The sequence below is a fragment of the Cobetia sp. 3AK genome, from assembly GCF_029846335.1.
Lineage (GTDB): Bacteria > Pseudomonadota > Gammaproteobacteria > Pseudomonadales > Halomonadaceae > Cobetia > Cobetia marina.
This window is the reverse complement of the sequence record NZ_JARWKR010000009.1, coordinates 107,794-129,636: the sequence shown is the minus strand read 5'-3', so window position 1 is coordinate 129,636 and position 21,843 is coordinate 107,794. Positions and strand designations below refer to the sequence as shown.

The 21,843-nt window shown below is 54.0% G+C and carries 13 protein-coding genes; 9 read left to right on the top strand and 4 right to left on the bottom strand.

Annotation, left to right across the window (positions count from 1 at the left end):
* Positions 1 to 49: 49 nt before the first annotated feature.
* Entirely contained in the window at positions 50 to 5,209 is a 5,160-nt protein-coding gene (locus QD228_RS13585) for a hypothetical protein (protein ID WP_279875871.1), read from the bottom strand.
* Positions 5,210 to 5,344: 135 nt separating this feature from the next.
* Positions 5,345 to 8,248 (bottom strand): DEAD/DEAH box helicase, encoded by a 2,904-nt coding sequence (locus QD228_RS13580; RefSeq protein WP_279875870.1) that lies wholly within the window; start codon positions 8,246 to 8,248, stop codon positions 5,345 to 5,347.
* Between the two features lie 485 nt (positions 8,249 to 8,733).
* Between QD228_RS13580 and QD228_RS13575 the strand changes: the two genes are divergently transcribed.
* The 7 genes from QD228_RS13575 to QD228_RS13545 all read left to right on the top strand — a co-directional run bounded on the left by QD228_RS13575 (position 8,734) and on the right by QD228_RS13545 (position 16,551).
* Entirely contained in the window at positions 8,734 to 9,339 is a 606-nt protein-coding gene (locus QD228_RS13575) for a hypothetical protein (RefSeq protein ID WP_279875869.1), read from the top strand.
* Positions 9,340 to 9,369: 30 nt separating this feature from the next.
* Positions 9,370 to 11,580 (top strand): ankyrin repeat domain-containing protein, encoded by a 2,211-nt coding sequence (locus QD228_RS13570; protein WP_279875868.1) that lies wholly within the window; start codon positions 9,370 to 9,372, stop codon positions 11,578 to 11,580.
* 95 nt (positions 11,581 to 11,675) lie between these two features.
* Complete coding sequence (locus QD228_RS13565; protein ID WP_279875867.1) at positions 11,676 to 11,915, top strand: hypothetical protein; 240 nt, start codon at positions 11,676 to 11,678, stop codon at positions 11,913 to 11,915.
* Entirely contained in the window at positions 11,912 to 13,138 is a 1,227-nt protein-coding gene (locus tag QD228_RS13560; protein ID WP_279875866.1) for a radical SAM protein, read from the top strand. The genes QD228_RS13565 and QD228_RS13560 overlap by 4 nt, the downstream gene beginning before the upstream one ends.
* Position 13,139: 1 nt before the next feature.
* Positions 13,140 to 13,730 (top strand): AAA family ATPase, encoded by a 591-nt coding sequence (locus tag QD228_RS13555; RefSeq protein WP_279875865.1) that lies wholly within the window; start codon positions 13,140 to 13,142, stop codon positions 13,728 to 13,730.
* 237 nt (positions 13,731 to 13,967) lie between these two features.
* A complete protein-coding gene (locus QD228_RS13550) occupies positions 13,968 to 15,065 on the top strand; it encodes a hypothetical protein (RefSeq protein ID WP_279875864.1) in 1,098 nt (365 codons plus the stop codon).
* A 589-nt stretch (positions 15,066 to 15,654) separates the two neighbouring features.
* Positions 15,655 to 16,551: a LysR family transcriptional regulator gene (locus tag QD228_RS13545; RefSeq protein ID WP_279875863.1), complete on the top strand. Its 897-nt coding sequence runs from the start codon at positions 15,655 to 15,657 to the stop codon at positions 16,549 to 16,551.
* A 1-nt stretch (position 16,552) separates the two neighbouring features.
* Here the strand turns inward: QD228_RS13545 and QD228_RS13540 are convergent, their stop codons facing one another.
* Both QD228_RS13540 and QD228_RS13535 read right to left on the bottom strand, forming a co-directional pair.
* Entirely contained in the window at positions 16,553 to 18,058 is a 1,506-nt protein-coding gene (locus QD228_RS13540) for an AbgT family transporter (RefSeq protein ID WP_279875862.1), read from the bottom strand.
* 37 nt (positions 18,059 to 18,095) lie between these two features.
* Complete coding sequence (locus QD228_RS13535; RefSeq protein ID WP_279875861.1) at positions 18,096 to 19,250, bottom strand: amidohydrolase; 1,155 nt, start codon at positions 19,248 to 19,250, stop codon at positions 18,096 to 18,098.
* A gap of 425 nt (positions 19,251 to 19,675) precedes the next feature.
* On the opposite strand from QD228_RS13535, the gene QD228_RS13530 reads away from it, so the two are divergent.
* Both QD228_RS13530 and QD228_RS13525 read left to right on the top strand, forming a co-directional pair.
* Positions 19,676 to 20,452, top strand: a complete 777-nt coding sequence (locus QD228_RS13530; protein ID WP_200019436.1) for a type IV toxin-antitoxin system AbiEi family antitoxin domain-containing protein — start codon at positions 19,676 to 19,678, stop codon at positions 20,450 to 20,452.
* On the top strand, positions 20,442 to 21,362 hold the full coding sequence (locus tag QD228_RS13525; RefSeq protein WP_279875860.1) for a nucleotidyl transferase AbiEii/AbiGii toxin family protein: 921 nt from the start codon (positions 20,442 to 20,444) through the stop codon (positions 21,360 to 21,362). Before QD228_RS13530 ends, QD228_RS13525 begins: the two co-directional genes overlap by 11 nt.
* Positions 21,363 to 21,843 lie beyond the last annotated feature (481 nt).

The window sequence follows — 21,843 nt, the reverse complement described above, 5'->3', positions numbered from 1 at the left end:
GGTGTGTGGCATGCATTCAGTACGGGGCGATCAAGGTGTTACCGTCACGCTAGCCCGATTCACTCACTGCGATGTCGTTTGTGTCTTTATCGCCCATCTCTGACGCAAAGAAGGCCCATGCCTCGCGGTAATCCGCTTCTCTGTCTGGGCGAGTGAAGGGCGCGTGGTATTCCACCGTGGTTTCATAGGGCCCGCCGGGCAGGGTGTCATCCTGATAGGTCTTGCGGACGACGCCTTGCTCCAGGTGCTGGATGTCTTCCCAGCCCAAGGCAATACCGTATTCGGTCAGCTCCGGTGATTCGATGGAGTAGTGAATGCCGTCGTTCAAGTCCGCCTTGCGTGCCTTGCGCGGCAGGCCCACACCCACCAACCCCTTGCTTGGGGTAAAGACTATCCGGCCTTTGGCGTCGTACCAGGTATCGGCCTCGTTCTGGCGCATCACCGAGAACTGTACGCGGTAGATGGTGATCAACTGCTCCAGGGTCATGCCCAGCGCCTGTGCCACCAGCACATCAATTTCTACCAAAGCCTGTCGGCGGGCATAGTCGTATCGCAAGGCGCAGTTTCTCTGCCATTCCGGGGTCAGGTTGGCGAAGAAGTCGTGATCCAGCATCGGACTGGTACTGGCCCAGCGTTGATGTATGAAATCATTACACCAAAGGTGTTCCCATAGTTCAGAAAAATGGTTAGTTAAGCTGGAGAGTACAAGTGCTCTAGAAAAAACTTGGTTTTCAAGATCCCCACTGAATTCAATTAAAGGGAATTTAGAAATCACACTCTTGTTAGCATGACCTGCACCTGTAGTTTTGACCTGAAAATCGACAGGAAGAGATATAGAGCTAACATAAAATTTAATAAGGTCATATGTGTTTCTGAAAACTTGTTGGATACATGTATGTATGTTTGCTGGTCCCTTGGGAATAATGGTTCCAATTAAGGTTCTTTCTCCTGACTGACTTAGCATTTCTCGGCTAATAAAACGATAATACTCCGTCACCTTCCTCGGCTCACTTTCACCTTCTTCCACCCAGCTGACGCGCGGCGTGCGGGCAGCATAGGTTTCCGCATCGCAGGCAGGCACGTAGTTGGTGCGCGGCAGATAGTCCGCGGGTAGGGTGGTGAGGTCGAGGCTATCGTAAGCCTTGTTACTCGAGCAGATGGCGCGTGGCGTGTTATAGAACGGATTACCCACAAAGAAATGTGGGCCGCTCAGCACCCATTGTTTACTGGTAGCAGGGAATTGAGTCTTCCGTTCGATGGTGCCATCGCGCTGGGCATAAGTTTCATCGAACATTACTGTCGAACTATATTCGCCCTTCAGGTCGCCCAATCGTTTAGGCTGACGTGCAAAGCACTTGAGGACTTCGGTGAGCTGGCGAGCATGAAGAGCCGGTAGGCGCGCCTGAAGTGAAGGTGTACCCTCGCTGTCGTAAAGCTTGGCGAACAGCTGCAATGCTTCATCATCGATACGAATCACACGATCAGCATGACCTGTAAAATTCCAGCGCGCTTTGGTGCGGCCGTTCTCTTCGATTTCTTCCTTGATGCCAGAGACGATCCCGTGGCCATCATGCGAGAAACACTGATCGATGGTCGTGGGGATAAAGAGGTTGGCTAACTGCAAGAAGCTTGGCGCTGACTTTTCAGCACCATGAATATTGATGCTGAATTGTGTCTGGTTATGGACTTCAGAGAACAATTTGGTTTCATTGATAAACTGAAAGTGCGCGCGTAAACGTGGGTATACCGCCTTACGCAGCAGGCCACCTTTAGGGTCGTCATAGATGCCTTCCGGGTGCAGGAAACCAGAGATAGCCTTGTCATTACCGAGCCGCCACGCGGTCGGCAGGAAACATTTGTACAAGTTGGTCTGTACACCCTTGAGCAGCGGATAGTTACTGACGTTGTTGAGGAAGGCCTGGGTGGCATCCGACTGTTGGTAATCGGCCAGCCAGGCATCCTGCAGGCCGGGGTTTTCGTGCATGGCCTGTTCGCGCAGTGTATTCAATTGGCTTGCCGAGAACTTCTGCAGCACGAAGCGCGGCTGGTGATCACCGAGCACGCCGCTTTCTTCCCATTCCACCTTGAGCCAGGGCGGGTTCCCCAGTATCAGGTCAAAGCCCTGGCGGCCGTTGTGCAGGCCGGCGAAGAGATCGGCAAATTCCAGCTCCCAGTGGAAGAAGCGTTCACGCTCGGCAATATTGGCCGCCATGGCAAAACGCGGGCACGCCTTGAGGAGCAGATCGCGGTTGACGACGCCGAAGCGGTCGACGAAGGAGCGGCCTTCCTGCTCGACATCATAGGTGCCGTCGGGCTGACTGATGGCGAGACTTGATGAGAACAGATCCGGCGTGGCGGTGGTCGGGCCCTGGCCGAGGGTGTCTCCGGCCAGCAGTGTCTCGAGGTCGAACAGCCATTCGGCGCGTGAGGGCAGTGCTTCGTGCTCCTCCAGCGGCCAGAACCATAGTGCACACCAGTAATCCATCGCCAGTTTCAGGCGCTGATAGGCGGGGGCATTGTTCTGCTCCGGACGGCTGATGGCGTCATGCGCGGCGTCCTTGTCGGCCATGCTGCTACGCCGACCCTTGGCCGGTTGGCCGTAGATGGCATAGGGGTCTGAGGTGCTGTTGCGCAGGCGATGCAGCTCACGGGCGTGCTCATCCCACAGCGCACTGACCTTGCGGCTGAGTGCCTCCAGACGTTCGATTTCAGTGCGGTCGAAGGGCGCGACGAAGTCCTTGCGCCACGCTTTCAGCGCCTTGATCTGCTCCGGGAAGAGCGTCTTGGCGACCTTGTCGTCATAAGCCGCCATGCCATCGAAGGGCAGCAGGAAGTGCCAGATACCGACTGACTCTTGCGTAGGTACGGGCGCCGTCTGTGGCTCGAGCGCTCTCTGTGATTCGAGTGCTGTCTGTGATTCGAGCGAAAAGGGCACGGCCTTGGGCGCTGTCTTCAGCCAGCTGGCGGCGTTGTTGCCCTTGAGGGGCAGGCTGCTGGCGGGATAACACTCGCGGCGTGCACCAATCAGTGAGTTACCGGTATGCAGCTGGAAGCCGAACCAGGGCACGAAGCGGTCATCCGAGAGGGCGGCCAGCCACAGCGAGACTTCGGCCAGCTCCACGGCGACCGGGTTCAGGTCAACCCCGAACACGCAGTGGTCCGCCAGGTACATCTTGACGCGCTGCTTGTGGGCGGCGTACTCGGACTGGGGGATGCGGTGTTCCTGGGCTGTGCTTGTGCCTTTGTCTGTGTCAGTGCTGCTGGCGGCAACCTTGGTAACGCTGCGGCCCACAGCGGTTTGCTCGCCTGACAATGATGGCTCACCTAGTGCCAGGCCGGCACTCTGGGCGAGGGCAAGATACTTGTCGGCCAGCTGGTCAATCGCTTCATTCAAGAAGGCGGCGCTGCCCATGGCGGGCTCGCACAGGGTCAGGCTGAGAATATGCCGGGCGCGGGCAGCGTCATCGGCGAGGGGCTCCAGCTGCTCGCGGTACAGCTCCTTGAGGGCGTATTTGACCAATGAACGAGTGAGCACTTCCGGCGTGTAATAGGAGGCACTCTTCTGGCGGTCACGCCCGGCCAGGCGATAGAGGAAGCTTCCGCGCTCATGGCGCTTGTGGACTTGCTCGCCATGCTCGTTGCGCAGCATGACGCGTTCGTTCTCGGCGTAATGGTGCAGCTCGTGCTCCGGCACGAAGTAGCCGGTCTCCAGTGCATCGGGGTTGGCTTCGCCGGCCTTCTTGACCTCGAAGAGTGTTTCGGTGGCGAAGAAACCTCGATAGGAGAGCAGTGCCTCGTAGACAGCACCCAGCTGGTTGATGCCCAGGCGTGCATAGCTGATGCGGCCACGGCGCTTGCCGAGCCCATTGGCACGAGAGAGTGACATCAGCTCGATGATGCGCTGCCACAGGTAGTTAGGGAACACGACCTGATTGAGCAGCGGGGTGCGGCCCGGTTCGAACAGGTGCGAGCGCAGCGGACTCATCTCGAAGGCGGAGGCGCCATCGCGCGCGCTCATCGCCTGGGTCATGTCCATCTGCTGGCCAGTGTTCACGCCTTCATAGACAAGAGTGAACAGCTGAGTGATGGAATGATGCAGATAGCTGCCCTGACGCTCACGTTCGCTGGTCAGCGGGGTGAGTTCCAGCTCGCGCAGGCGTTCAAGCGAATAGCCGTTCAGGTAGATGCTGTTGGCGACCGGAGCGTAGTTGAGCTCCGGGCGGGCCTCGATGTAGAACAGGAACAGCAGGCGATACATCACACGCAGGCATTCGCGGGAGAGCACGTCCGGGTCCAGTTCGTTGGCACCGGAGTAGATGCCTTTCTTCTGGCTGCGGGCTTTCTCGACCAGTTGCCGTGCGGCCTCGTTGCCGAGCAGCTCGATGCATTCGCGCAGCGCGTACTTGAGGTCTTCGCTGACGCCATAGGCGTGCTTGTGGGCGTTCTCGTCCAGGGTATCCAGCAGGCTCTGGCCGCTTTCTTCGCTGATGGCTTCGCGGGAGAGCAGCACGCTCGCGGCCTTGAGGGCCGGGTCTTCACGGCGGCCGAGCAGCTCTACCCAGTCAAAGCGCAGCAGTTGGGCACGTGCAAAGCGTGCGCGGTCGATCAGAATCCATTGGCGGGGCGAGACAAGGAGTACCCAGCGCGGCGGACGAGCCAGCGTGAAGATGTCCCGTGAGATCAACGCCTGCCAGTTGGCCTTGCCGTAAGCGAGACGCTTGCTCATGGCCTCCGGCAGCGGTGTTTCATCGCGACCTTCGCTGGTGGTGCGGTACTGCGCCGGGTGCGGCTGTGCCTCCAGCGGGTCGCCTTCGGCAGCCTCTGTCGAGAAGGCTTCGACGACCCACAGATGCGGATGGCCATCGGCGTTGGTCAGCTCGGCCAGCAACGGGATTTCGCAGTCATCCGACAGCAGCTGGCGCCTGGGCGCGGCGTGGTAGCCGAGAATCGACAGCAGCGGGGCATTCAGTGCTCGCGCGGCGGCAACACGTGCATTGGCGTCTGCACCACGCAGGCCTTCCAGCTGCTCGATGTCACGCAGGTGCTGGTGGCCGCGACGGCTCAGGGCACTCCACGGCGTGCGGGTGTCGTCCTGGCTGGCCTGCTGCTTCCAGCGCTCCAGCACGTCGGAGATGTTGGATTCGAAGATGTCCGCGAGGTAGTGCTCGCTGTAGAACTCGTTCTCGTTGCTGATCCCGGCGTAGGCCATGATGCTTTCCTTGCCTTGTGCCCGGCGCGAGTGGCCGGGCGCAATATTGAATAGACGAATCTCGTGATGGTCTGTCTCACGCGGCTGGCCGGTTTGCCAGAGAGGCGACTGGCCAGACGTCTTGCATGCTGAGAGCTAGTTGGCCCTTGTCGCGGGCTCGCCCGTCAGAACGGCAGCCACCTGAATGAAGGGCAGCGACTCCAGCATCTGGGTGTCTTCCAGCCAGGCTTCGTAATCATCGAAGGTACGTTCGATGTTGGCTGTGGCCTCGTCGCGGCGCTGTTGCTTGCGGCCGGCGGCTTCTCGGCTGCCTTCAAGGGTCAGTTCCAGCTGGCGGTGATGGCGCTTCTTGAGGTCATCCATGGCGCTCATCTGCACGTTGAGACGTTCATTCAGCTCGTTCTCGCGTACCTTGCGCAGTGCGGAGAGTTGCACGCGGGCACGATCCACCACCGCGGGCAGCGCGGCGGCGAGGGCACGGGTATCGCCTTCTATTCCCGGGTTGGGGAGGGCTTCGGGATTCAGTTCAAGGCGTTCCAGTGCCTCTTCGAGAGCCTCCGGCGTACCTGCTTGCCATTTGGCCTCAACCATTCCCTCCACCAGGGTGGCGGGCACGGCGATCCAGGCCTCCATCAGGCTCTGACCGCGTTTGTTGGGATAGCCGCCATGCAGGATATAGAGCGCTTCGTTCTTGGCCATTACCGATGGCACACGAATGACGGGCGCACTATGACGCCCGAAGGCATTCAGGACACGCTGGCGCAGCCACTGCATCACCGGATGCAATGGCCACAGGTATTGCACGCTTGGCCACGGGCTATCTTCCTGACGTGCCAGTGCAAAGTGCCGCTTGAGCGTGTCGATGTCATCACTGAGGATGAAACGATCGTGTGCCGGGCGAATCTCACGTGGCAGCCATTTGAGCTGCTGACGGAGATCGGACGGGGCGGTCAGTTCGATACGTCGCGCCTTGCGGTCAACCTGCATCTGCAGCGATTGATGGTTGTCGCGCATCTCGGCATCCAGCCAACGCAATGCGTGGTCCGCCCAGTGCAGAGTGTCCTCATAGAGGCCTCGTGGGCGTTTGGCCGGAGCAGCCGGGACCACTTCCGGCGTGAACTGAGCCAGGGTGTCTTCCATGGGACTTTCGGTGTCGAACAGTCCCTCGAAGAGGCTCTGGCCGGCATCGCTGGTGGAGTCGGCCGCCATGACCTCGGCGACCTTGTCCTCCTGCTCCTGTTGGGTCAGGCCGGTGGCAAATTCGGAGGGGTCTCCGATGTTGCGGCTGGCCTGGTCATCCTTGTCGATCAGCACCTCCAGCACGCGTTGGTCTCCGCGCACGCGAGCGTTGTCACTCTCGGTGAGCAGGTAGCGAATCTGGGGCGTATGGCGCTGGCCGTAACGATCGATACGGCCATTGCGTTGCTGGAAGACCATCAACGACCAGGGGATGTCGAAGTGCACCATGCGATGAGCGAGGTGGTGCAGGTTGATCCCCTCGGAGGCGACATCGGAGCACAGCAACAGACGCAGCGGACTGTCGCCGCGATTGAAGCTCTCGACGGTCGCCATCAGATCGCGATCACTGTCAGTCCCCTTTAGCACCCCGATCTGCTTGGCTTTGAGGCCGCAGTCACGCTCGATATGCTCGCGCAGGAAGTCGAGCGTCTTGAGGCTTTCGGTAAAGATGACGAGACGGTCGTCTTCTGCACGACTCCACCCCAGCCCCCCTTGGCCGGCTTTCTTGCCGATCAGCTCACACAGCGCCTGATATTTGCCGAACTTGTCGGGAGTGATTTCCGAGATGACATCGCGCAGGGTTTCGAGGTTCTCGATGTCGGCATCACGCTCAGGGGATTGCTCGCGCTTGCCAAGCGACTTGAGTCGATTGGCCAGGATGCTGGTACAGGCAGCCGGGCTTGAGAACAGGGCCTTTTCCAGTGTGGTACGGAAGAGCCCTTGGCGGCCACGTCCATCCAGACTTTGGAAGGGCGTCTCCATCAATAGATCATAGGCTCGCTCTTCCAGTGGGCTGGCGGTCGCGAAATGCTTGTCGATCTCGCGGTCGGGGAATTCACCCAGCTGATCTCGCACGTCCTTCTTGAAGCGGCGGATGACCAGCCCCTTGTCACGGAAGTCCTCGTGGGCGTAATTCGAGGTATCGGCGATGGCGGTGGGGTCCAGCATGTTGACCAGACTGGCGAAGCTTTCCGCCTTGCCGTCATGCGGCGTGGCCGAGAGCATGATGAGGGTGTCCGAGCGTGTCGCCAGCAATTTGGCCAGACGCGCACGCTGGGAGTGACTGCCGCGCTCGGCAACGTTATGTGCCTCATCGATGATGATGATGTCCCAGTAGGCTTGCTCGAGATAATGACGGTACTCGAGGTCCTGTTTGAGGGTATCGATGGAAACGATGGCCCGATCATAGTAGTGGAAGGGGTTGTGATTGCTGGGAATGTGGCGACGCACACGTGCCAGCCCCACGGAGTCCAGTCGTGTCAGCGGGATGGTGAAGCGATTCCAGAATTCCTGCTGGAACTGGGACAGCATGGATTTCACGGCAAGCACGAGAATGCGCTTGCCGCGGCCACGGTGAATCAGCTCGCTGGTGAGGACGCCGGCTTCCAATGTCTTCCCCAGGCCGACTGAATCCGCGATCAGGATGCGCTGGCGCGGCTGGCGCAGTGCCTGACGAGTCGGCTCGAGCTGGAAGTCCAGCGTATCCATGGCACCCATATGACCGAGCTGAACGGCATCATCAGCGGGGGCCGTAGCGCGCAGCTGGGTATCCAGGTTCAACAAGCCAGCACGGAAGCCTGGTGAAAGGTCGTCTACCAGGGCTGTCTTCTCAGGAGCGAGCACGCGGATGCTGGGCTCAAGCCGGGTAAGAAAACTCGCTTCTTTTCCACGCACCAGCTCGGAAAGCCCTGCGCAGTGCAGTACATACTCGCCATCACTGCTGTGATCCATTCGGGTCAGACGCCACTCGGCATCACGAATCTCCAGGCGCATGCCCGGAGCGTACTGTGGCTGACTCATGCCTTCTTCCTTGTGTGACGTGTTGCTTAGCGATATCTGATTAACAGAGTAGCAGTGCGCTGGCAGGGCACGTCAGGCTGTAGATTCATTCAGTGTGACTGAAAATGCGGATCACATTTTCTCTTGCTGGATGTCTCTCGAGCGCCGCAGTCACTGGGCTTATGACCATGATGTCAAGCAGGAAGGCAGTACTGCAGTATGTTGACAGCGCTTACCCTTTCGTCTCGATTGTGCGACGCTTGTGTCGTTTCTTTGCACATTATCATATATTGGTTACGTGCTGTAGTTAACACTGATGTGCTTCTCGTAAGCACTGCGGTAGCCGTGGATGCGATGGAGTTGTGGTACCTGGGTGGGGAGGAATGCTGATAACTGATGATTGCCTTTTTAGATGGATTTTATAAATTTTCGTCGCCATTGAGCAGGTTATAAGTGTCTTCGATAGACTGTATTTTCAGAATTTCACGATTTATTATGGTAAGTAGATGTTGAAGAGTATTTTACGATGGTGGCGTCGCCCTGAAAATTCTTCAGGCTATGTGGGTTATCTGAAGACGATTGAAAATAATAAGGTTCGTTATGAATTGAGGTTCTTTCCCGATGACGAGGAAGATCTGCCTGAATTGAAGGCATATTCTGCCAAGCCTTTGTTAATTACTTATCAAGAAGATGGTTGGGATGTGGAACAAACGCTTCTGGATCATTTCATGTGGCAGGCAATCCGTGTAGATAGAGGTAAGCGGGCAGGCCGTAATATAAGGCGTGATCGATGCGGAGCTATATTTGATAAGGATGTGCTCGGTTTGGATGACCAGCTATATGCTGAAGCGGAGAAAGCTAAAAAAGAAGCCAGATTGAAAGAGGAAGGTGATGCCGAAGAAGGTTGTCTATCTTTGATAATTGCGATTGTACTGGCACCCTTTACTCTTGGGCTTTCATTGCTTTTCGTGTTGTATGGCGGGTTTTGTTTAAGAGAGTCGGCGAAAAGTACGGGGAAAAGAGAACAATATGAGAAAACTATACGTCCAGTGCACCCAGAAAAAATTCAAGCTTTGTTGAGGATTTTAATTGACAACAAGGCTTTACTATAACAATTTTTATATTACTCCAAGGAGGGAGTTGTGAAGGATTTACCTAGAGTCATTCCTGAGTCAGGTGAAGTATTGCGGATATTAGTCAGGCTCACAGGCTATCGACCATACTTCGAAAATATAGGGGTGGATAAAGATCTTGACGATATGTCAAATGGCAGTCGTCCAGGGAGTAATTTTACTCTATTTCAATATTCCCAGAATACATGGCTTCGTGCCTTGCAAGAAGACTGCGGGATTGAGTGGCATAATTTAGTCAACTCTTACCTTCAACAGCACATAAAGAAATTACAAATACTTTCACGTGGAATTGATACTACTGGATTGATATCATCCAAAGCCAAGGTTGTGCTACAACGATCAGTGGTAACGCCGGAGATTTCTGGGTTCATTCGCCGTGCAAGTAACGAAACACAGTTCAATATTCCCGTATCTTGGTGGGATCAACCATTTTCAACATGGTTGAGTATAGTGTCAGATTATAGTGATCTATCAGGAGCACAACTAGTAGAGTGCTTGGAGAATCATCTGGATGTAGATGCACGAACGTTGGAGCGTTGGAGGCGAGGAGGTACTATAGGTGCATCGCTCTGGCCCTATCGTCATGCGGTACAAGCTATGCTTACCGACACTCACTTGGATAAGAAAAGGATTGAGCAACTTACCGGATGGTTAGTTATATCGGTCGCGCTGCAGTCGACATCTGAGAAACTACGTGCTGATGTTGGTAAATACTTTCAGGCTATAGATATCAATCAGCTGAAAAGCGTAAATGAAGTCATAATGAGCCTGACGCAGGAGGCGGCTGACAGACGTTGCCTTGGTTTGCGCCATCAAGTAATAGAGTTATTAAACGAGATTGAAAAACTTTTCAGTAGTCCTTGCAAGAATGAGAGGGACATCCGTCTCCGGCTAGATTGGTTGCGTGCGGCCTATGAGAAATATGGCACAGATCAGGTTATAGTGTATAAATATTTATGGCTTTGGTTATCTGCTCGTTTGGAAGCTCATCTTGGGCACGAAATTTTAGCATCAAGACAATATGATGAAGCCTGTGAGCAGGCGTGGGGACGAGCAGGGCCCAATCTATGTATCCTCATACATGAGGCGCTATGCTATTCTGTTGGGATCGGAAAGAAAGTCAAAGCTGAACACTACTGGGATAAAGCATATCTTCTTGGCCTGAATAAATTACCTAAGAAACCGTTGGATGAACAAGAGATGCGACGTCTATCATTTGAGTTTGAACGGCGTTTTTCACCGCAAAAATCCAAGTCGCGGATTCCACCTGCAGTACGGACGATAGTGAATGACAGTCCCTTCTTAATCACATCCAAAGATCTGTCGAATCCTAATCGAAAACGGGCCATGGCCAACGGTAGAATACGTTATACACCTCTGATGGATGCCGTCATGCAAGGCTCACTTGCAGATGTAAAAAAAATGATAGCAGCTGGCGGTTGCCCTAATGTTTTTATACCTGAGTCAGGTGATAATGCTTTGATAATAAGCCTCCGGCGAGCCTATAGTTCTGGTAATTTAGATGTTTTGAAATATATCTTAAGCTTGGACCTCACACCAGATACAGTCAATAGGCCCGCCTCTACCAAGCGCGAGACACCACTCAAGATAGCATTGGAAATGGCAGACCCGACTATTGTTGAAAAGTTGATTGTCTTGGGGGCTAATATAGAGAACCCATGTTTCACTTCTCCTAGTGCACTCGCCTATGCAATGTCATTGCTTCATCAAAGTTTACCCTCAGGGAAAGCAGTTCATTCCCAAGACTATTACTCGGGACGTGTACCTGGTGATGCCTTTGATGCCAAGGGTGGCGCTATCTTCGATAATGAACTGATGGGGTTGCGTCAAGCAAGGCGATCCATGATTGATGAGGTTTGGAAAAGTAACGTTTTTGAAGTGATTCGTAAGCACTACGATCGACCTGCTGCCGCACGTAAAGAAGTGATCATGACTCTGCTCAAGAATGGCGCCAACCCGAATCAGCGATACAAGGCTGCCAACGATGGAAAGCCGCGTTGGACGCCAATGCTTTTTGCCGCTCAGCTCGGTGATCTCGAGATACTGAAAGTGATGATCGATAGCGGTGGAGACCCTTGGGCTTCGCTGGAGGAAGCTTCCCCAGGCAACGAAAAAAATGCTCTATGGATTGCTATCAAAAATCAGCAACACGTGGTTGCTAAGCATCTTGAGGGGTTGCGTCATCAGCCCAAATCTTGACTGAACACTTTTCGATTTTTTTTTCGGCTGTCTGACGGGCGTGGAAATTACCCTCTGTTGCATAGTGAAAGCACACTATGTGATGAGGGCTTCTCATGTATTTCAGTAAAGACAAGGACATCAACCAATTGACGCGAAAGCTGGACCAGCTTGGCTGGACATACGCCAAAGGACGGCATTACAAACTCTATCCCCCCAAGGGCACCGGCATGGTTATCGTGCCTACTACGCCAGGTGATCGACGAGCCTTTCAAAATTTCCGACACGATGTGCGTCGCTGTGAGCACGCAAACGCAACTGGTTATCAAAAGCAGTATCAGGAGGTGTCACAATGACTCCTGTGATTCTTGTATCCTTGGACTGGAGGCGCCCTCAGGACGGTAAGACCGGTTTGGGGATTGGCTCAATTGCTGCCGCACTTCAAGATAACCAGGTGCCGTGTCAAATCATTGAAACACAGATCAACTCTCCCAGCTTCTCCCTTGACTCAGTGCTGGACGAACTTAAGTCAGCAATCGCTGCGGCGGGAATAGATTGCCTGGTAGGTTTCGGGACCTATGTTTGGAATGACTCTGAAGTGCAGCAGTTGATTCAGCAGATTGCTGATACTGAAGCGAAGATAGTGTTGGGAGGACCGCAAGTTTCGTATATGCCTGCAGGGCAATTGGAAGAGAAATATCCTGGTGCTCATTACTTCGTTCGTGGTCAAGGCGAGATGGCCATGGTGTCATTGGCCCATGATGAGTTTCCAGACGACTGTGGTATTCATGTTGCCGGGACGATAGATTTTGGTCGCAGGGCGGATCATGATTTATTGTCTTTGCCTTCACCTTACTTATTAGGAACCGTAGAGCCTAAAGCTAACATCCGCTGGGAGACTCAAAGAGGATGCCCGTTCAAGTGCTCATTTTGTCAACATCGTGAACCTGGCAAGAGACTGCATCATCAGCGCTTTGACGTAGAGCGTCTTGATAAAGAGCTGGCACTTTTTGCAGCTTATGGAGTCAAGCGAATTTCGATATTGGATCCGATATTTCATACCAATCCAGCGCGAGCTATCGAAGTTCTGAATAGCGTCAAAGCTGCTGGTGTTACAGCACAGCTTGCGTTGCAATGCCGCTTTGAAACTTGTACTGCAGAGTTTCTGGCTGCACTTGAAGGGCTTGATGTGACTTTGGAGTTTGGGCTTCAGACCACTATTGAAGCCGAGTATCGTGCTATCTCGAGACCTAATAATATGGTCATCGTTAAAGAGAAAGTCCGTGAGCTACACGCGCGAAATATTGATTTTGAGATTTCACTTATCTATGGGCTCCCTCACCAGACATTGGATAGCTTTCGGGCTAGTGTCGACTGGTGTTTACAACAAGAGGTTCCTAGAGTTCGCGCATGGCCCTTGATGCTATTGCGTGGCACACCCCTCTATGATCAAAAGGATCAATATGGCTATGTTGAGAGTGTTGATCAGGCGATACCGATAGTGATCGCTAGCAATAGCTTTACTGAAGAAGAATATAAAGAGATGGCCAGAATTGCAGACTTCTTGGAGGAGTCGTGAGATGGGAAAATTTATCGCTATCGAGGGAATGGATGGTGTGGGTAAAACCACAATAGTACGAGAATTAGCCAATCGATTTTCTGGGCATGCCATGTCAACACCTGGAGAAGGTTTGGCCAAGAGTCGTCAGGCAGTGCTGGAGGCTTTAGCAGATGACGAGCTTGCGAAAGCACTATTTTATATGGCGAGTGTCTCCAGCCAAGGTAGAAAAGCGGCGTATTTGGTAGAGCAGGGGAAGTGGGTTTTCATGGATCGTTATTGTGCCTCTACCCAAGCATATGCCAAGGCCAGAGGGGTCAAATCTGATCTGTCAATATTGTCTAAAGATATGGTCAAGCCAGATATGACTGTTCTTCTTCTCTTGGATGAAGCGGAGCGTCAGAAGAGACTTGATCATCGAGGCAGTACACCTGAAGACCAGGTAACTCTCGACCCAGATTTTCGTCATTGTGTGTCAAAAGAGCTTGAAAGTCGTGCCGATATAGCGATTAATATAGATGGGATGACAATAGATGATGTTTGTACAAAGCTAGTGGGGTTGATAATTGATTCGAATATAAACGAGCTCAAATGCTCTTTGTTTGATCTCTAGTTGGAGTAACCGTAGTTTGATGTGGGGCGTGATATTTATAATGACCTTCTGGCTAGGCCAGTAAAGTCAGGTGATCAAACTTGTTGCATTGCATGATAATTGGCTGCATGATTTTTGGTTAACCTTTAGTAGGTTATGTGTGAAGTTTGGCTAATTAGTCATAGTCTTTTAGTTTGTATTATTCCGTCCTGTAAATTAACTATTTAAAGAAAGGCATAAAATTGAAGGAGATATAAGGTGTTTCTATTTTCTTGGCGGAAGTTTCTCACCTATATTTGGGTTTTGCCAGTCATAATTGGTATCGTGCAGTTATCTCCCAGAGCATTCGATGCTGCTGAAATCTTGTTGCTGAATGATACTTACAAGCTGGCAAAGTATCGGCTTTCATCCTTGCCTTCTGAACAGTATGAAAAACAAATACAACTCGCTATTGAGGGCAAGGATATAGAACTTGCTGACTCTATAGTTTTGTTGGCTCAACAACAAAACGTGATGCTCGATTCAAAAATCCTGGAGGACCTTGAGCAGGAAAAAGGCTTTTGGAAAACATCTACAAGGGTTAGTCAAGACTTATGGTCTGGAGTCACCACTGGAGAATCTGTCGGAATGGCGGGATTGAGTGCTGCCCTCGTCAGTGATATGACCTCCATTGGAGATGTGCGAGATTTTGCTAGCGAAATAAAACGTTGGCCAGATCAAGATAACATAGTGCTGGCGTTATCTGGTACAGGACTTCTGTTGACGGGTGCTACAGTCATGAGTGCAGGTGCTGCAGCACCCATGAAGACAGGTATTTCTATAGTTAAATTAGCCAAAAAGACTGGAAGAATTAGTAAAGGACTGTCTGTTCAAATCAAAAATCTGAGTAAAGAGATTGTCGATAAAAAAATACTAGGCGAAATGGCGAACAAATTCAAAAATATAAGATTTTCTCAGCTTGTTAGTGCTAATTATTGGGATGATCTGACTGTTACTGCAAGTAAGCTAATTTCAATTAATAAGGCCAAACAGGTTTTAGGTATTGGAGGTAGCGTAAATAATATAAAGTCGACAGCTGGTTTTAAAGGTGCACTAGATGCTTTAAGTCGAGCTGATAGTATTAAAGACATAAAGCGGTTGGAGTATTTGTCGGGTAAGCTTAAAAGTGCATTCCGTGGTGCTTTAATGATACTGCCTGATATCGCCAAGAGTGTCTATCGAGTCTCCATGTTTTTAATAGAGATGATTGCTTTGTTGATTTCAATTATCACGGCTTTAATTTATGTTGCATGGGTAGTCGTTAAGATGTGCAAAAGTATCTTTAAGGGTAGGATAAGTGATATAGGTAGTGTTTGAAAGTTTAGGGAAATACTGCATAAATCCTAGCGTTGGTGCCTGGTCGTCACCACGGGGTGGAATCAGGCGATACCGCTACCGCCTAATGGAGCCAGCCGATCAAGCAGCTCTCATTCCCAAAGGATTGTGTCCACATCAGCGGCGGATCCATCGATATGCTGTAGAACGACTGGCGTGCCTTGAGTTAGTGGGGGGCGATAAGGGTAAGCCGCAGGAAAGCAGCTGCAGAACGGGACTGCGCGCTTGGGTGACAAGGGGGCAAGTAATGAAAAATGGCTGTCGTGAAATCCTCACGACAGCCATTTTTGTTTGCGCTGGCGCCAGTCGCTGTCACCTTGGATGGAGGGCTTATTAACATCCACTTCCTCGTCTGATTGACGACTGTGGCCTTCGAAGAGGCAGGTAATTGCGCAGGACCATGCACGAAGATGTGAAATGAGCGGAAAAGCACGCGAACAGCCATGCGCTCCGACATGAGAAGGCTTTCCGCTTGTTAACATATTCCGAGGATAGTCTGTAAGACAAGATGGCTCTCGGTCCCGGGGAAGTCATCAAATATGACGATGAAGTCTCGGAGGCGTAGTGGTATATGGATAGCTTGGATAAGCGTGCGCTTTACCTGCAAGAGGTCAGCAGTTGTGGTGGGGTTCGGGCGGCTGCGGAGCATCTGGAGGTGAATCCTTCTGTCGTGACGCGACAGATCCGGAGTCTGGAGAATGAGCTGGGTGTGGCGCTACTCGAGAGAAATGGTCGCCACGTATCGCCAACGGAGGCGGGGAGGTTAGTGCTGGAGAGTTATCTCGCACAGCGACAACTCAATTCCGAGCTTCGCGATACGCTGTCCCGCTGGAAGAACCTGCAGACGGGGCAGGTCATTGTCTCTGTCGGTGATGGTTTCGTGGACAGCTTCATCAAGTCGGTGCTGAGAACCGTCGCAAAGCGTTATCCGGATGTGATGATCGATATGCGGACCGGCATCTATGTGCCGCGCGAACCTCATGAGATGGTCTTGCATGATGAGGTGGATATCGCGGTGACTTACGGCCCGGTGGTAGACCCACGTCTGGTAGTGCATTCCTTTGCCCGCGGGCCTCTATGTGCTCTCGTGGCGAGGGACCATCCCTTGGCAGATCATGAAAGCGTCTCCGTGGCCGAGTTGGCGCGTCACAAGTTGATCTTTTTGCCGGAGGTTTCGGGGTCGCAGCGTCTGGTCAATGACATCTTCCGTACAGCGGGTCAGGTCGCGACACCTTCCTATCGCTGCAATCTGCACTCCATTTCTCGCCGGATGGCTTGTGCGGGTATCGGTGTCGCCTTCATGACGGCAGCCGCTGCACATGAAGAGGTCTCGGCGGGCCTCCTGTCTGCCATCCCCATCGAGCATCCTTTGGCAGAGGCGACCCAAGGCAATCTGGTACGCAGAGTCGGCAGACGGCTGACGCCGGCTGCCGACTATCTATGGAAGGTGATGATGGGGATGCACTGACTCAGCTCGCCATCATGTAGACCCCCGGCCCGATGGCCCAGCCCAGAGAGAGCCATAACATCAGGAAGGCCGACCAGGCGATCAGGAAGCCAAGCGCCAGCGGCAGCATGGTGGCCACGAGGGTGCCGAGACCCATTTCCGGTTGATAGCGCTGCATGTAGACCAACGCCACCGAGAAGTAGGGGCTCATCGGCGAGATGATGTTGGTACTGGAATCCCCGATACGGAACATCGCCTGCACGAAGGCAGGGTCGAAATCGATCATCATCAGCATGGGCACGAAGACCGGTGCCATCAGCGCCCATTGCGCGGAGCCGCTTGTCATGAAGATGTTGAGCACTGCCGTCATCACGATGAAGGCACCGACCAGTGGGAGGCCGGTAAAGCCTGTGCTCTGCAGGATATCGGAGCCTTCAATGGCAATGAACTGACCCAGCTCGGACCACTTGAAGTAAGCGATGAACTGCGAGATCGCGAAGAACAGCACCAGTGTCGGGGCCAGCTCGCTGGCAGATTCCGCCATCTTCTGTGGGACATCGCGACTGCTGGTGATCTTGCCGACAGTCGCGCCATAAACCAGGCCAATCAGTACGAAGTACAGGAACATCAGCGGCACGAGGGACTTGAGGAACGGAGAGGGGATCAAGCCGCCATCGGCATTGCGCAGCGGGGAAGCCTCAGGCAGTACCGCGATCATTACAAGCGCGATATAGGCAAGAGTGGCCAGACCAACACGCTTGATACCGAGCCATTCTTCTGCCTTCAGTTCAGGCTTTTCGCCCTGTGCCGTGAAGTCCTTGCCCATGGGCAGGACGCGCTGCAGACGCGGCTCCACCACCTTGTCGATGATGAGAGTCCCGACGATGGCCAGCACGAACACCGAACAGGCGACGAAGTAGTAGTTGTCGACAGGGGAAATGTAAGCCTCGGGGTCCACTAGCCTGGCAGCATCCGTGGTGATGCCGGAGAACAGTGCGTCCCCCACGGTCACGAAAAGACTGGCATCGTAGCCGGCGCCGGCAGCTGCATAGGCTGCCGCAGCGCCAGCGATGGGGTGACGGCCCACAGAGTGGTACACCATTGCCGCCAGTGGGATGAGGATCAGGTAGTTGGCATCCGAGGCGATACTACCGCAGATACCCGCCATGAAGACACAGAACGTCAGCAGGACCGGAGGCGCTTTCGCGACGCTGACCTGCATGAGCGTGGACATGAGGCCGACCTTGTCAGCCAGTCCTATCCCGAACATGACGACCAGGATGAGCCCCAAGGGCGGGAAGTTGATGAAGTTGCTGACCACGCTGGTCAACATGAACTCCAGACCCTCAGGTGATACCAGGCTACGCACATGTACTACGGCATCGCTTTGCGGATTGACGGCAGACACACCGAGTAGGTCCAGCACCGCCGAGGCGACGATGATCAACCCTGCCAGAATTGTGAATAGAATGAAGGGGTGAGGGAGCTTGTTCCCTGTACGTTCGATGGATGCGAGAACGGCTTGCATTGTTGTTGTCCTTGTTATGTTGATCTGACCGACTTGTTCAATCGCGTGCCAGCAAGTCCTTGGCCAACGACAGGAAGACACCGCCCGCGACCGGCAGGATGGCGTCATTGAAGTCGTAATGCTCGTTGTGCAGGTAGGCACTGTCGCCGTTGCCGACGAAGAAGAAGCACCCGGGGATTTCCATGAGGTAGAAGGCGAAGTCCTCAGCGCCCATGGTGGGCATGTAATCCAGCTTCTTGATGTCATCACTGACCTGGTGATGACGAGCGATCTCGAGAACCTTGTCAGACCATTCGGCGTCATTGAGGAGAGGCGGGATCTCGAGCTCATGTGTCATTCGGTAGCTGGCGCCATGCGCGCTGCACACGCCCGAAATGACCTGCTCAAGCTGGCCGGCCAGAGCATCACGTGACGAAGTGCGGTCACTGCGGATGTTGATCAGAATCTCGGCTTCGCCGGGGATGATGTTGGCCGCATCACCGGCATGGAAGGCGGCTATCGTGATCACGCCCGCTTCCAGCGGCGATTTGTGACGTGCGACCAGTCCCTGTAGTTGCTGAATGATCGAGGTGCCCACGTAGATCGCATCCACTGCCAGGTGCGGCATGGCGGCATGTCCGGTTTTCCCTTCGACTGTGACGCGGAAGGTGTCGTTACCCCCCATGGCAGGGCCAGGTTTTACGAATACCTGACCGGCTGGGAAGTTCGGACGATTGTGGTAACCGAATATCGCGGAGACTTTCGGATTCTCCAGCACACCTTCTTCGATCATCCGTGCTGCGCCGTTGCCGCCTTCCTCCGCCGGCTGGAAGATCAGTTTCAAATGCCCGGACAGGGTGCCGTGCTGCTCCATGATGGCTTCAGCCGCCAAGAGGAGTGTGGCGGTATGGCCATCATGTCCGCAGGCATGCATCAGCCCACGCTTGGTGGAACAGTGCGAAAAGGTGTTGGCCTCATCAATTGGCAGCGCATCCATGTCGGCGCGAAAGGCGATCACGGGCCCAGGACGACCAGTGTCCAGCTCTGCCAGAACCCCCGTTTCTGCGATCCCTTTGGTGACCTGGTAGCCCAGCTCGCGCAGTCTCTCGGCGACCACCTTTGCAGTCTGCGTCTCCTCGAACTTCAGCTCGGGGTGCTGATGGAAGTGGTGCCTGAGCGATCTGGCCGTCTCTAACTGACTGTTGGTAAACATTGATTGTCCTTGTTCTAGTTTAGGAACTGCTTGACTACGCTAGAACAAGGCGGGAGCACGGAGGGAGACCAGAGAGCGTCGTGTTTGTTGACCTGAGTGCAACGAATATCAGAGGACGCTCATTTTCTTGTCTCTGAATTTGCCGGTGTAGCGGGCAAGGGTGATTGCCCGTGATGCATTCTGTCTCGCACAGCTCGGCCCCTAGTGGGGTCTGCAAAAAGCAGCTGATCGACACGTGCAAGAAGCGCTGCTTCCATAGCCTATTCAAGAGGTCGGGCAGCCATGTCTACGGAGGACCGGGTCCCACCCATTCGTGGTTTAAACTTTATGCTAAAAGCGGCCTTAAATGATGATTCTAATCTTGAAGGTGAACCGATATAGTTTATTATTTGTCTGATGAACGGAATTTAAGGTCGCTTTTCTGAGTGAAAATAAACCAGTTGCTACAGAAGATCCCGCGTGGCGCTGTCGTGACGACCGCTTGGCTGGCGTCACACGGCGTCACCTCGGATCAGGCGCGCAAGCTGGCCAACAGTGGCTGGCTGCAACGCGTGGGGCACGGCGCATACTGCCAAGCGGGGGAGCCTCTTACTTGGGAGAGCGCTGTTTTCGCCCTGCAGGCGATCGACGGCTTGGGAATGCCAACATTTTGGCTGGGTGGCCAAACGGCCCTGGCACTGCATGGCTTTGCCCACTATCTACCCATGGGGGAGCGTATAACGCATCTGTATGGTAAGGAGGCTATTCGGCTGCCTCGATGGTTGAGAGACACCGAGTGGGCAGGGCCGTTGGTGCTCCACTCTGAAAAGGGTCTGCCAGCGCAGCTTCCCGGCAGTTTCACGGACTACGCACCGGATGGCAGGGCTTTCAGCTTGCAGGTATCGACCCCCGAGCGAGCCGTCCTGGAGTGGATTGCCGTGACATCGAATGAACTGCTGTTCAGCAGTGAACTGGTGGACACCTTTAGCGGGCTTAACACGCTGCGTCCACGTCGGCTGCAGGCATTGTTGGAGGGATGCCGTTCGGTGAGAACCAAGCGTGCCTTCTTGGTGTTGGCTCGCCACGCCGGACATGCTTGGTACGGTCGCCTAGAACCTCGTCGACTGGACCTCGGTAAAGGCAAGCGCCAACTCTGCCGAGGCGGCAAGCTGGACAGGGAATATCACGTGACGGTGCCGGAGGTATTCCTGCATGCCGATTGAAGCTCGCTACCACGAACAGGTACGGCTGTTGGTCTCGCTGTTGCCTTTCCTCAATGACGAGCCGTGTTTCGCTCTGAAAGGCGGCACGGCCATCAACCTTTTCGTGCAGGCATTACCCCGGCTATCGGTCGATATCGACCTGGCATACTTGCCGCTGGAGCCCCGTGACGAGGCTCTTCGACGCTGTCGCGAGGCGCTACAGCGACTGACAGAAAATTTCAGAGACCGACTGCCAGGCGTGCGAGCTGAGCTTCAGGATAATCGCCGGGACGAGCTGAGAATTCTGGTGCGCCGGGGGCGTAACCAAGTGAAGGTGGAGGTATCGCCGGTGTTGCGTGGCACTCTGCACCCGCCCCAGGAGCGCGATGTCGTGGAAGCCGTGGAGGATGAGTACGGATTCGCGGCTGTGCAGGTGGTGTCACTACCGGACCTGTATGGAGGCAAGATCTGCGCCGCGCTGGATCGCCAGCACCCCCGGGACCTTTTCGATGTGAAGTTGCTGCTGAACCAAGGCGGTCTGGATCGTAGTGTATTCGAAGGCTTTCTGATCTATCTGCTGGGGCACCCTAGGCCCTTGAGCGAATTGATCAACCCGAGGTTGAAGCCGTTGGGTGACGTCTACCGAGAGGAGTTTGTCGGGATGGCCAGGGTTGATCTTCCATTGCATGAGCTGGAGAGCGCCCGCGATGAGCTGCTATCACAGCTTGGGCACCTGATGACGGATGATGACGTTCATTTCCTGCTGTCTTTCAAGCAGGGGGCGCCAGACTGGACATTGCTACCACTGATGGGCGTCGACCGACTGCCTGCTGTGCGTTGGAAGCTCGCTAATATCCAGAAGATGGGGGCTGACAAGCATCGTCAGTCTCTGGCGCTCTTGGAACAGGCGCTGGTCCGTATTCGGAGCTAATGCCCAATAGCTCTGCGACCTACCACCTTATGTAGACTTCTCCTTATCTCCTTTAAGCGCTAGGCTGTTCCGGATAATTATGCTAAACGCAGGGTAATACATGGCAAATAGCAGGGGAGCTCGGGTCAGTGGGTGGCCTCCTAAACCATGACTGCCGGCAGCTAGGAGTATCTGAGCTGGTTGGACTTGTCTCGTTATCGCCTCATCAAGCTGGAGAAAGAGCATCTGCTCAAGGTGCTGGCTGTGGAGGCTACGGCCCTACTTCGATTATCGGTAGTTGTTCTGACTAGTCCCGCGCCCCTGAGAAATAGCGCTGTCTAAGATAAATGACGACATGCTGCACTTCTTGAATGGTATCAAGCGTAATAAAATCGAGGATGGTGAAGATCTGCTATTACGACTGGGCTCGAATCATGCACGGCCTTCTCTTATAGCAAGTCGGAGACGTGGTCATGAATCTCAGAAGTGATCGTGGGGAGCT

Bases quoted from the DNA above. Each gene is read 5' to 3' on its own strand.
- QD228_RS13525 (WP_279875860.1), top strand. From the start codon at position 20,442: ATGCCGATTGAAGCTCGCTACCACGAACAGGTACGGCTGTTGGTCTCG.
- QD228_RS13545 (WP_279875863.1), top strand. From the start codon at position 15,655: ATGGATAGCTTGGATAAGCGTGCGCTTTACCTGCAAGAGGTCAGCAGT.
- QD228_RS13565 (WP_279875867.1), top strand. From the start codon at position 11,676: ATGTATTTCAGTAAAGACAAGGACATCAACCAATTGACGCGAAAGCTG.
- QD228_RS13580 (WP_279875870.1), bottom strand. From the start codon at position 8,248: ATGAGTCAGCCACAGTACGCTCCGGGCATGCGCCTGGAGATTCGTGAT.
- QD228_RS13540 (WP_279875862.1), bottom strand. From the start codon at position 18,058: ATGCAAGCCGTTCTCGCATCCATCGAACGTACAGGGAACAAGCTCCCT.
- QD228_RS13555 (WP_279875865.1), top strand. From the start codon at position 13,140: ATGGGAAAATTTATCGCTATCGAGGGAATGGATGGTGTGGGTAAAACC.
- QD228_RS13585 (WP_279875871.1), bottom strand. From the start codon at position 5,209: ATGGCCTACGCCGGGATCAGCAACGAGAACGAGTTCTACAGCGAGCAC.
- QD228_RS13575 (WP_279875869.1), top strand. From the start codon at position 8,734: ATGTTGAAGAGTATTTTACGATGGTGGCGTCGCCCTGAAAATTCTTCA.
- QD228_RS13560 (WP_279875866.1), top strand. From the start codon at position 11,912: ATGACTCCTGTGATTCTTGTATCCTTGGACTGGAGGCGCCCTCAGGAC.
- QD228_RS13535 (WP_279875861.1), bottom strand. From the start codon at position 19,250: ATGTTTACCAACAGTCAGTTAGAGACGGCCAGATCGCTCAGGCACCAC.